The following is a 12,181-nucleotide window of genomic DNA, read 5'->3' as shown; positions in this document are numbered from 1 at the left end:
TACAAGCTAATTTAATTGACATATTGTCAATTACAAATCGACTTATCTGCTACCTGAAAGGACGACAAAAAAGCTCTGAGGACCCAAAAAAGTGGATCGTCAGAGCTTGGTCTTTAAGAAATTCAGGCGATATCTTCTTGCACATTTGGAGCACTAGATAGTTTCAACAGCGGTGCCTGCTCAGCTATCTGCCCTTGAGAGATTGGGAGAATTTCCGTATATTCAGAAGAATTTGTGATGATAACCGGCGTAATCGTAGGATAACCCTCTGCCTTGATTTGCTCAACATCAAATTCGAGCAGCAGATCTCCCGCTTTAACTTGATCGCCTTCTTTAATATAGGAAGTAAAATGTTTACCGTCCAGCTTAACCGTATCTACTCCGACGTGAATTAGAACTTCTGCGCCCTGATGCGAAACCACTGCCAACGCATGCTTTTTCTTGAACGCCACCGTAATGGTTCCATCGAACGGGGCTACGACTCTGCCTGTTGTCGGCTGGATGGCGATACCTTTACCCATAGCTTCTGAAGCAAACGCAGGATCGGGAACTTCCGTTAGAGCGACCACAGTTCCTTCAATCGGGCTTAATACCTCCTCATTAGAAACGACAACTGTAGAAGTCGACTCTTTAGTCGAATTGTCAGTGGTTTCTTCCTCTTCAACTGGATCTTCGAAGCCTAAAATATAAGTCAAGATAGCTGAGATCAAAAATGAAACAGTAATCCCTAAAATCAATCCCGGGAAGCCTTGTCCACCAGGACCGTAAAAGATCGGCAAGGTCAGCAATCCAGGTGCGCCAGAGGCAAATGCCTGCGTCCCAGCTTGGCCGATAATGGCACCACCGACAGCACCGCCGATAATACCTGCAATAAACGGACGTTTCAGCGGTAGCGTAACCCCATAGACCGCTGGCTCTGTGATACCGAACAACGCTGTAAGCGTAGCGGAACCCGCTAGCGTTTTCAGCTTTTTATTTTTCGTTTTCAGCATGACCCCAAACGCTGCACCGGTTTGAGCAAAGATAGAAGCCGCAGCAGAAGGCTTAATACCGTCTCTGCCGTTAACAGCAATGTTATTAATAAATACAGGTACAAGACCCCAGTGAACACCGAAAATAACGAGCAACTGCCAGCAAGCACCAAGAATTGCTCCAGCCAGCAGCGGACTAAAGCTGAACGCAGCAACGAGCGCGGTAGCGATTGCGTTGCCCACATACACCCCGACTGGACCAAAAACCATCAGGGTCAGAGGAAGCATAATTACAAGTAGAATTAAAGGTGTAATAAAGTTTTTGACGCTCTCATGGATCACGCGATTGCACCATTTTTCCAGCTTACTCATGACGATCACGGCTAAAATAATCGGAATAACGGTAGATGAATAACTCATCATCACAATAGGAATACCGAAAAAGTCGGTTGCTGTACCTTCTGTTTTCAGCGTGACAATCGTCGGGTAAAGCAGCCCTCCGGCGATGGTCAGAGCAACGAAGATATTACCTCCGAATTTCCTTGCAGTTGTAACCGCTAACAAGAGCGGCAGGAAATAAAACAAGCTGTCGGCCGCAGCATACAAAATCATATAGGTAGTGTCTTTCGGAACCAGCCAGCCAAGGTTGCTCGCAATCAGCAGCAGACCTTTCAAAATACCGGACCCCGCCATAACTCCGAGCAACGGTGCGAAAATGCTGGAAATTACGTCGATTACAGCGCCAAACCCTTTCTTGCCTTTAGCTGAATTCTCTTCTTTTCCAGTTTCATTCAAAATGTTGGATACTTGGCCGATGGCATTATATACTTCTGGTACTTTGTTACCGACCACAACCTGGAACTGGCCACCGCTCTGCTTGACCGTAATAATTCCATCGGTTTTTTCCAGCTTTGCCTTGTCTGCTTTTGCCTCATCTTTTAGCACAAAACGCAGGCGTGTGGCGCAGTGTACGAGCGATACTACATTTTTTTCGCCGCCTACCAGGTGCACAATTTCTTTAGCCAGTTTTTCATAACTCATGATGGACACCTCCATGTTCTAAGGGGCTTTTTACCATATTTAGGCACACAAAAAACCTAAGCCTTGAAAAATGGTGGGCACTTGAGTCCCGCAATTTTTCATGACTTAGGTTTTGCCTGCATAACCAGTAACAATCCCAGTTAAAACTTATTAAATTCCTGTTACTCACATAATATAATTAAAATACCATATTTGTCAACAAAAACATTTAACCTTTTATTTTGATCCTTAATAAAAGGTTTAACTTATCTATTCACCACTCGTTCAATATGCACAGTCAAATACAGCTTTTCTTCGTTCGTCAATTCGTGACCGTATTCTTTTTTTACAAAGGTTCCGATTTTCTCCGTACAAGCGGCTGCTTCCTTGTGCTTTTCCTTAATCATGTCATATAAATGATCATAGTTATTTTCATAGTGATTTCCCTTAAATACACGCTGGGCGAAAAATTTCAGATGCGTAATAAAGCGGAAATAACTCAAAGAATCCTCGTCAAAATCCACCTTAAAATGGTACTTGGCGATATTGATAATTTGCTGGATGAACTTCGTAATACTCATGGTCGTAATGACTTCCTCGTTCATTTCAGCATTCACGATGTGAAGGGCAATATAAGCCGCTTCATCCACAGGCAGTTCAATACCGAGCTTTTGTTTGATTTGTTCCAGCGTTCTCAGACCAATAGCGAATTCTTCTTTGTACAGCTGCTTGATTTCCCACAATAACGCGTTTTTGATTTCCAGTCCTTCCCGGTACCTTTCAATAGCAAAATTGATATGGTCGGTCAGAGAAACATAAATATTTTCGTTCAGCTTTCTATTCAGATTATGCTTGGCGTCATTAATGACTTCCTCCACAATCACGATCAAATCCATCGGTACCTCGCGCAGCAGCATTTTGAAGTTATCGGATGTCTGCTTGTTTTTCAGCGCAAATACCTTCTGAATCCTGGTTTCGTCTACTTTGTCTCCTGGCTTTTTCTTAAAAGCAATCCCTCGACCCATGACCACGAGTTCTGTACCGTCTGTCTGGTAGACACTAATTACATTGTTGTTGATGACCTTTGCTATATTCATCTCGATCCCCCGTTCCCTATGCCAGCAAGAGCCACTCATGCTCCATCCACTTTATTGCAAACAAAAAAAACCGAAGCACGCCAAATAAACAAGACTGTAAAATCCGCTTATTCGTGGCTTAGGTTTTGCCTGCTATGCAGTAACAATCCTAAAAATGATGGAATTGCGTCAAGTATAGCCCGAAAAGGAACGATTGTCAACGCTTTCAATCAAGTAACGAGGATCGGAAATCCCCGTTGATTCAGGACGTCCGATCCTATTTCCTTGTGGTACGATTATTCGCCGAGATTTTCACCATCGGAATGAATTACGTTTTTGTACCAGTGGAAACTTTTCTTTTTAATACGCTTCAACGAACCGTTGCCTTCGTTGTCACGGTCTACATAAATATAACCATAGCGTTTTTTCATCTCTCCCGAGGAAGCGCTGACAATGTCAATCGGTCCCCAGCTGGTGTAACCGATAATTTCGACTCCGTCCTGAAGAGCCTCACCCATTTCGGCAATATGCCGCTTGAGATAGTCGATTCGGTAATCGTCATTCACTTCTCCTTCAGGCGAAACCACATCATTGGCCCCAAAACCGTTTTCCACTACGAATAAAGGCTTTTGGTAGCGGTCATGCAGTTGGTTGGCTGTGATGCGGAATCCTTTTGGATCGATCGTCCAGCCCCATTCTGACTTGTCCAAATATGGGTTGGCCACGGAGCCGAATACATTCCCGCTGGTCATGTTTTTGACAACTTCCGGGTCTGTGCTGGTTGTCCGGCTCGAGTAATAGCTAAATCCGATGTAGTCGACGGTATGATCTTTCAAAATGGCTGCGTCGCCGGATTCCATCTCGATGTTTAGTCCATGATCCTTGAAGAAGCGTTTCGCATAACCAGGATATTCGCCGCGTGACTGTACATCAATGAAGAAGTAGGACTCGCGGTCTTTTTCCATCCCCTGATACACATCTTCGGGATTACATGTATACGGATAGAAGCTGCCAGCAGCAAGCATACAGCCAATCTTTGCATCTGGAATGATCTCGTGACATGCTTTCACCGCCAGCGCACTTGCCACAAGCTGATGATGCGCAGCCTGGTACTGAATTTGTTTAACGTTTTCACCTTCCTGAAATACAAGCCCGGCGCCGAGAAACGGCAAATGAAGCAGCATGTTAATCTCATTAAACGTCATCCAGTATTTGACTTTATCCTTGTAACGAGTGAATACAGTTTTGGCATAGGTTTCAAACAAACCTACCAGTTTCCGGCTGCGCCAGCTTCCATATTTTTCGATCAGAGCTACTGGTACGTCAAAATGAGCAAGGGTCACAACCGGCTGAATGCCATGTTTATGCAATTCGTCAAATAAATCATCGTAAAATTGCAGCCCCGCTTCATTTGGAGTAGCGTCTTCTCCAGTTGGAAAAATACGAGCCCAGGCAATGGAAACACGCAGTGCCTTGAATCCCATTTCCGCAAATAGTGCAATATCCTCGCGATAGTAATGATAGAAGTCAATGGCTTCGTGGGAAGGATAGAATTCGCTTTCAAGTGGAGTCAGCGAAGGAACATTCCCTTTCATTATGCTTCTTCTCTTCTCTCCGGTAGGCAGCAGATCCACCAGACTCAACCCTTTACCGTCTTCCAAATAAGCCCCCTCAGCCTGGTTGGCAGCAAGAGCACCACCCCATAAAAAGTCTTTAGGAAAAACATAACTGGACATAAACGTTCTCCTTCCAAATGTGTAATAAAAGGGATACAGAAAGGGTGATGGGTAATAAAAAAACCCAAACCAGCCTGATTACACTTGCAGTGTAAACAAGCCAGTTCAGGTTATGCCCTATCGGTAACATCCCATGAAAAGGTTATTCATATTTGTTTGAAACTCTAACAAAGATTTAGGAGCCTGTCAAATTTAATAGATATGATACATACGTGATTCACTCTAAATCAAATACATTTTTTTAGTTTATTTTCGAAAAATAACTAAACTAAACACCTAAATTTTTATAAACAGACTAATTGACAGCGGTTTATAGAGGTGATACGATGACTTTGAAAATAAAACTTTATATAATTCGTACACAATAGTTTAGTTTTGTTTAGTGTGATTTTAATTTGTTTACTTCTAGTACAAGGAGAGTTATTCATGAAAAAGCTGAAACTGGGGTATGCGCCTACTCGACGATTCACCTTCAGTGCTGAGGATGCATTCCGCTACAAAGTTGCCATTCGCAAACAAATCGAGAGCTTCGGAATGAACATGGACATCGTGGATTTGGAAGGACTTAATGAAGAAGGTTTACTGTATGACGATCATATTAACGCAGACTTGATTATCAAACGTTTCAAGGAAGAGGAAGTAGACGCCGTTTTCTTCCCCCACTGCAATTTTGGTACCGAGGATACGGTTGCCCGTGTGGGCAAGGCGATTGGCAAGCCGGTTCTATTGTGGGGTCCACGTGATGAGGCTCCTCTAGCCGACGGGATGAGATTGCGGGATACCCAGTGTGGATTGTTCGCCAGCGGAAAAGTGCTTCGCCGCTTTAATGTCCCTTTTACCTATATCACAAACAGTCGTGTAGCTGATCCGGTATTTGAACGAGGCTTTAACAACTTTATCTCGGCTGCCAATGTAGTACGACAGTTCAAGAGTTTACGGATTCTCCAAATAGGTCCTCGTCCTGCTTCCTTTTGGACCATGATCTGCAATGAAGGGGAACTGTTGGAGCGATTCGGTATTGAAATTCATCCAATCACACTAGTAGATATTCAGCTCCGTTCAAAGAAAATTGCCTCCGGAAGCAGTGCTGAGCTTTCAGAAGCGATTGATTATATCAAAGAGAAGCTGGACTACAGTGAAGTCACCGAAGAAGATATCAGACGTATCGCTGCACTTAAAGTAGCCATGAAATCCTACGCTATCGAAACGGGAAGTACAGCTATCGCCATCCAATGCTGGTCCTCCCTCCAGGAAGCCATGGGAATTATGCCTTGTCTGGCAAATGCTATTTTGACAGATGAACAAATTCCGGTCACCTGCGAAACCGATATTCACGGAGCTATTACTTCGGTTATGGTGCAAGCGGCTGCGATGAACGAACTGCCAACCTTTTTTGCTGATATTACAGTACGTCACCCTGAGAATGACAATGGAGAACTTTTATTCCACTGCGGAAACTTTCCAGTCTCCATGTCTATTGAGAACAAACCCAAACTGCGCAAGCACTTCCTGTTCGATGATCACGCACCAGGCACACATGAAGGACAAATCAAAGGCGGCGGCATGACCATCGCTCGTTTTGATGGTGATCATGGAGATTATTCCATTTTCCTCGGCAAAGCTAAAGGAATTGAGGGACCTTATACCCGCGGCTCGTATGTCTGGGTAGAAGTCAACGACTGGCCGTTATGGGAAGAAAAACTCGTCAAAGGTCCTTACGTCCATCACTCTGTTGGCATTCACGCTAACGTCATCCCGGCTCTGTACGAGGCCTGCAATTACCTTCCAGGTGTTAAGGCAGATCCGGTCGATCCTACCGAACAGGAAATCCAACGCTGGTTGCGTGGTTCCGATCTCGCTGTCACCAAGTCGGATATTCTGGTTTAACTATATTTTTTCAGGAGGACACTATGGAAATCCTAGACTTGAAAATCAAAGCCGCACAAATCCGTAAGGACCTGCTCACCATTATTCATCGTGCCAAAACAGGGCATACGGGAGGCTCGCTGAGCAATACGGATATACTCACCGCCCTATACTACGAAATCATGAATATTGATATCGCTAATCCTAAATGGGAAGAACGCGACCGCTTTATTGCCAGCAAAGGACATTCCGTCGAATCTTTATGGTGTATTCTGGCAGACCTTGGTTTCTTCCCTAAAGAAGAACTGAAAACCTATAGCCAATTCGGTACCCGTCTGATTGGGCATCCGAACAATAAGGTTCCCGGTGTTGAGATGAATACAGGCGCATTGGGCCATGGCCTCCCCATCTCCGTCGGCATGGCACTGGCTGCCAAGCGTGACGGGCGATCCTACCGTGTATTCTGTCTAATGGGTGACGGAGAGCAAGCTGAAGGCTCCAATTGGGAAGCCGCTATGGCAGGTGCCCATTACAAACTGGATAATCTTGTCGGCATCATTGACCGCAACGGCCTGCAAATCAGCGGTACAACCGAGGAGGTTATGGGACTTGAGCCGCTGGAGGAGAAGTGGACCGCCTTCGGCTGGAATGTTATCTCCATTGATGGCAACAGCATGGAGGAACTAATCCATACATTCCGCAATGTCCCCGAAATTGAAGGCAAACCAACGTTGGTGCTGGCAAACACGATCAAGGGAAAAGGAGTATCCTTTGCCGAGGGTGTTCCAGGCTGGCACCATCGTATTCCAAGTGATGATGAACTTGAACGCGCACTGGCGGAACTAACGCAAGAAATAGACGAATTATCCGGGGAAGGACAGGTGAGATAAACAATGAACAAAATCCCTAATCGTCAGGTCATCTGTGAAACGTTGCTTAGTCTTGCCAAAGAGGATCGGGATATTATGGTGTTGGCTAGTGATTCTCGCGGCTCTGCTGCTATGGCCCCCTTTGCCGATGCCTATCCGGAACAATTTGTGGAAGTAGGCATTGCCGAGCAAAATATCGTCGGTATGTCTGCCGGACTCGCACACAGCGGTAAAAAGCCGTTCGTCACCTCTCCTGCCTGCTTCCTGAGCATGCGTAGTATTGAGCAAATCAAGGTAGATGTAGCTTATTCCGGAACCAATGTAAAACTGATTGGGATAAGCGGTGGTGTTAGCTACGGCGCACTGGGGATGTCCCATCACTCTGTCCAAGATATTGCTGTGGCCAGAGCGATTCCTGGTTTGATGGTCTTACTCCCCGCCGATCGTCATGAAACCAAGAAAATGACCGAAGCGCTGGTTCAGCATGAAGGAGGCGCATATGTACGGATCGGACGTAATGCTGTTGAGGATATCTATCCGTCCGATGATTATCCATTTGAGATTGGAAAAGCTGTCACCTTGCGAGAAGGATCAGACATTACTCTGATTGGCGCTGGTGAGACCGTCCGTATCATTCTGGATGCGGCTGAGTTGCTCCAGCAGATGGGTGTGAAAGCTCGTGTTCTCAATATGCACACCATCAAGCCACTTGATGAGGAAGCGATCATCGCCGCAGCCCGGGAAACGAGAGGTATTGTCACCGTGGAGGAGCATAGTGTATTCGGAGGCTTGGGTGCTGCCGTAGCAGAAGTGGTGGTTCAACATCAACCGGTTCCTATGAAAGTGCTGGGCATACCGGATGAACCGGCGATTGCCGGCAAAACAACTGAAGTCTTTGAACATTATGGACTTACCTCTGACAATATCAGCAAGATTGTGCTCGAATTGATGAACAAGTAAGGAGCTGTAGCTGTAATGAATATCGAGACCTATATTCTGGCGATCGATCAAAGCACTTCTGGAACCAAAACTCTGCTGGTCAATCAGCAGGGCGATGTGATTACCCGTTATTTTTTGGAGCACAAACCATATTACCCACAGCCGGGCTGGGTTGAACATGACCCGCTTGAGATATATCACAATGTGCTTATTGCTGCGAAAGGCGTACTGGAGAAAGCCGGACTTTCTCCCTCCTCGCTGGCCGCAGTAACGATTACGAATCAGCGAGAAACGGCTCTGATCTGGGATCGTTCTACTGGCTTGCCTATCTATAATGCCATTGTATGGCAGTGCCAGCGAACGGCAGAGGTCTGCACACGCTTGAAGAATACTGGCTATGGAGATGTTATACGCTCCAAGACAGGTCTAATGCTCGATCCTTATTTCTCTGCCGCCAAGTTCAATTGGATTTTGGAACATGTACCTCATGCCCCCCAATTGCTTGCTGAAGGTAAACTACTTGCGGGGACCATTGACAGCTGGCTGCTATGGAAACTTACAGGCGGTCAAATACATGCAACCGATTACAGCAACGCCAGCCGTACTTCCCTTTTTAACATTCACACGCTGGCTTGGGATATGGATTTGTGCAGTATATTTGGTGTTCCTTCCTCCATACTCCCTGAGGTAAAAGCATCCGATGCCTTGTATGGCTATACACAGGAAGCGGAATTATGGGCCGAACAAGTAGCTATATCAGGCATAATCGGAGATTCACAGGGTGCACTGTACGGACACCGTTGCTTCGAGACTGGCGACGCCAAAGCGACATATGGGACTGGAACATCCGTACTTATGAATATTGGTTCGCAACCCGTGCAGGGCGGTGACGGCCTGGTCACAACGATTGCCTGGGGGGCTTCAGGAAAGATTACTTATGCATTGGAAGCCGTTATACGTACGACCGGAGACAGTATAAAATGGACAAGGGATAATTTAGGATTATTCTCGTCATTTGAGGAAATGCAATCCATGATCACCGAATTGCAGGACAATGAGGGCGTATATCTGATCCCTGCTTTTGTTGGTTTAGGTGCCCCCTACTGGAATCCCTCTGCACGTGCTGCAATTGTGGGTATGACCCGTGGAAACGGTAAAGCACATATTGTGCGCGCAGCGCTGGAGAGTATCGGGTATCAAGTGAGAGATGCGGTAGAATTTATACGTGAACAATCCGGTGTGCCCCTTACTAGTTTACGTACAGATGGCGGGGCCTCATCTAACAGCTGGCTCATGCAGTTTCAGGCAGATATTCTGGGTACCCATGTTACCCGCTCTACCTGTGCCGAGCTGTCTGCAATGGGCTCTGTGTATCTGGGCGGTCTTGGAGTCGGATACTGGTCAGATCCTAAAGGCATCGTCTCGGGAAGCAACTCTGATCAGAAGCTGTATGAGCACTACACTCCTAGTATGGATGAAGTCAGGCGCCAGCGGCTTTATACAGGTTGGCAAAATGCTGTGCAGATGGTAATACGTTCAGACCAACCGCTTACACCATCTTCTTCCGCTAACTATTGATTGAATCTTCCTCATTTACTTTTGAGCTTACTACAAGCTTCCGGTTATTTTACAGGTGTTACACTTGGATAATCGGAGGTTTTTTATGTACACTGCTTGTATTCCGTTTTACAGAAAGGGGGAAACCTTGAATGAATGCACGCATGGTTTCAATTCTTCAGCACTTGCTGGCTGCCGATGCTCCTGTCAAAAGTGATTATCTCGCCAAATTGATTCAGGTTACCTCACGTACCATCCGCAGCGATATCCGGGAACTGGATGAATTTCTATCCAAGCACGGGGCAGCAATTGAACCTGTTCGTTCAAGGGGATATGAACTAAAAATTACGGATAATCGTAGCTTTCGTGCGCTGCTACAGCAGTTGTTCCTGTCCGGCGAGCCCGATGATCCAGGTTCTCCCGGCTACCGGCAATTGTATTTAATCAAGCGTCTCCTGCTCGCTGATCATTATGTGAAGCTGGAAGACCTCGCAGATGAGCTATATATAAGCAAGTCTACGGTGCAGAATGATTTCAAAGAGGTCAAACAAACCCTCCAAAGCTACGGAATCACCATTGACAAACGGCCAAATTACGGAGTCAAACTGAAGGGTGATGAAGTTCAGCTTCGGTTTTGCTTGTCCGAGTTTATTGTAAGTCGTTCCGAAGAACAAGGCGGAACACTTCATGCAGCGCTGCGCATCGTCACCCCGCACGAAATGACGCTGATTTGCGGAATCGTTCTGGAACAAACTCAGAAATATGAAGTAACGCTCTCCGATATCGCGTTCAGCAATTTATCTATTCATATTGCAATCGCCTGCAAGCGTATTCGTGACGGAAACCAGGTAGCTATGCTCTCGACGGAAATAGGAGATCTGCGGGGCACCGACGAATTTCGGGCTGCCGAGCATATTGTCGGGCTGATCGAAAAGGAATTGCAGTTGTCTTTTCCCGAAGATGAAATCGCCTACATTGCCATGCATCTTGCCGGAAACAAGTGGTTTGTCGGAATTGAAGGACAACAAATAGAGGACATGGGACCCGAGAAGCTGCTGGACTGGAACATCTATGAATTAGGCAAGGAAATGCTCGCCGAGATCGACAGGGATTTGAATCTGAACATCAGCCGTGATACGGAACTGCTCATAGGCATCTGCCTTCATCTGAAGCCGGCGCTGAACCGGGTAAAGTACGGGATGAACATCCGAAACCCCATGCTGAAGCATGTCAAGAGCAACTACTCTCTGGCTTTTCAAGCGGGAGTCATTGGTGCCAAGCTGGTCGAGAGCAAGCTGAATATTGCGATCCCGGAAGCGGAGATGGGCTATCTCGCCATTCACATCGGAGCAGCCATCGAACGACAGCGTATGAACACCCGGCCAAAACGCTGTCTGGTCGTCTGCACTTCAGGAGTTGGAAGCGCCCGGCTGCTTAAGTACAAACTGCAAAGCACTTTTGGCAGCTCGCTTGAAGTGGCGGGTACAACGGAATATTACAAGCTTCAGCAGGTCCCCCTCCATGACATTGACTTTGTGGTGAGCACCATTCCCATTCAGCTGCCATTATCGGTTCCGGTCGTGGTCGTGCAGACACTTCTTGGCGGCAGCGATATGGACAAAATCGGAAGTTTGCTGGATGGTGAAGCCGAGTTTGATTTTCACTACATTCGGGAGGAACTCGTATTTCTGAGACAAAATTTTACCACCAAGGAAGAGGTCATCTCTTTCCTGGGCCAAAAAATATATGCTGAAGGGCTGATCCGCTCTGCAGAAGGTTTTATAGGACTCGTTCTGGAACGAGAACAGGCTGCACCCACGGCTTACGGAAATTTGGTAGCCGTTCCTCACCCTATCATTCCGCAAAGCAATCAAACCGTATGGGCGGTCTGTACCCTTCAACAACCTATCGAGTGGGGCGACAAACCAGTGCAGTTCATCTGTCTCCTCAGCATTGAAAAAAACGGTAAAGAGCCACCGTCTAAAATGTATAACCATCTCATGGAACTGGTCGACAATTCGGATATCGTCCAGCAGATGTTAAAATGCGAAACGTACGAGGAATTCTCCAGGATTATCGTTAAATATAAGCTGTATTGAACCAAGCTTCGCAGTGCATCTGGCTGATATTCACAGAGCGGGTGCTGC

The 12,181-nt window shown here is 46.3% G+C and carries 8 protein-coding genes; 5 read left to right on the top strand and 3 right to left on the bottom strand.

Going from position 1 to position 12,181, the window contains the following annotated elements; genetic code table 11:
* Positions 1-122: 122 nt before the first annotated feature.
* From ACU1JV_RS17390 to ACU1JV_RS17380, 3 genes are all read right to left on the bottom strand, one after another.
* The gene (locus ACU1JV_RS17390; RefSeq protein WP_013372960.1) at positions 123-2,012 is read right to left on the bottom strand and encodes a beta-glucoside-specific PTS transporter subunit IIABC; all 1,890 of its coding nucleotides are present in this window, start codon (positions 2,010-2,012) and stop codon (positions 123-125) included.
* 245 nt (positions 2,013-2,257) lie between these two features.
* The gene (licT, locus tag ACU1JV_RS17385) at positions 2,258-3,088 is read right to left on the bottom strand and encodes a BglG family transcription antiterminator LicT (protein ID WP_013372961.1); all 831 of its coding nucleotides are present in this window, start codon (positions 3,086-3,088) and stop codon (positions 2,258-2,260) included.
* A 275-nt stretch (positions 3,089-3,363) separates the two neighbouring features.
* Complete coding sequence (locus tag ACU1JV_RS17380; RefSeq protein WP_413986970.1) at positions 3,364-4,803, bottom strand: 6-phospho-beta-glucosidase; 1,440 nt, start codon at positions 4,801-4,803, stop codon at positions 3,364-3,366.
* 426 nt (positions 4,804-5,229) lie between these two features.
* On the opposite strand from ACU1JV_RS17380, the gene ACU1JV_RS17375 reads away from it, so the two are divergent.
* The 5 genes from ACU1JV_RS17375 to ACU1JV_RS17355 all read left to right on the top strand — a co-directional run bounded on the left by ACU1JV_RS17375 (position 5,230) and on the right by ACU1JV_RS17355 (position 12,133).
* On the top strand, positions 5,230-6,690 hold the full coding sequence (locus ACU1JV_RS17375) for an L-fucose/L-arabinose isomerase family protein (RefSeq protein WP_413986971.1): 1,461 nt from the start codon (positions 5,230-5,232) through the stop codon (positions 6,688-6,690).
* Between the two features lie 23 nt (positions 6,691-6,713).
* Positions 6,714-7,559, top strand: a complete 846-nt coding sequence (locus tag ACU1JV_RS17370; RefSeq protein ID WP_413986972.1) for a transketolase — start codon at positions 6,714-6,716, stop codon at positions 7,557-7,559.
* A gap of 3 nt (positions 7,560-7,562) precedes the next feature.
* Complete coding sequence (locus ACU1JV_RS17365) at positions 7,563-8,498, top strand: transketolase family protein (RefSeq protein WP_413986973.1); 936 nt, start codon at positions 7,563-7,565, stop codon at positions 8,496-8,498.
* A gap of 15 nt (positions 8,499-8,513) precedes the next feature.
* Positions 8,514-10,055, top strand: coding sequence for a glycerol kinase GlpK (gene glpK / locus ACU1JV_RS17360; RefSeq protein ID WP_413986974.1), 1,542 nt, complete (start codon positions 8,514-8,516; stop codon positions 10,053-10,055).
* Positions 10,056-10,186: 131 nt separating this feature from the next.
* Positions 10,187-12,133 (top strand): BglG family transcription antiterminator, encoded by a 1,947-nt coding sequence (locus ACU1JV_RS17355; protein WP_446724609.1) that lies wholly within the window; start codon positions 10,187-10,189, stop codon positions 12,131-12,133.
* Positions 12,134-12,181 lie beyond the last annotated feature (48 nt).

The sequence above is a fragment of the Paenibacillus sp. T2-29 genome (assembly GCF_052921365.1).
Note: the sequence above shows the minus strand (reverse complement) of the source record. Positions and strands in the feature narration are given on the sequence as shown.

Excerpts from the sequence above, each read along its gene's own strand:
- ACU1JV_RS17375 (WP_413986971.1), top strand. The coding sequence starts at position 5,230 with ATGAAAAAGCTGAAACTGGGGTATGCGCCTACTCGACGATTCACCTTC.
- ACU1JV_RS17365 (WP_413986973.1), top strand. The coding sequence starts at position 7,563 with ATGAACAAAATCCCTAATCGTCAGGTCATCTGTGAAACGTTGCTTAGT.
- licT (WP_013372961.1), bottom strand. The coding sequence starts at position 3,088 with ATGAATATAGCAAAGGTCATCAACAACAATGTAATTAGTGTCTACCAG.
- ACU1JV_RS17380 (WP_413986970.1), bottom strand. The coding sequence starts at position 4,803 with ATGTCCAGTTATGTTTTTCCTAAAGACTTTTTATGGGGTGGTGCTCTT.
- ACU1JV_RS17390 (WP_013372960.1), bottom strand. The coding sequence starts at position 2,012 with ATGAGTTATGAAAAACTGGCTAAAGAAATTGTGCACCTGGTAGGCGGC.
- ACU1JV_RS17355 (WP_446724609.1), top strand. The coding sequence starts at position 10,187 with ATGAATGCACGCATGGTTTCAATTCTTCAGCACTTGCTGGCTGCCGAT.
- ACU1JV_RS17370 (WP_413986972.1), top strand. The coding sequence starts at position 6,714 with ATGGAAATCCTAGACTTGAAAATCAAAGCCGCACAAATCCGTAAGGAC.
- glpK (WP_413986974.1), top strand. The coding sequence starts at position 8,514 with ATGAATATCGAGACCTATATTCTGGCGATCGATCAAAGCACTTCTGGA.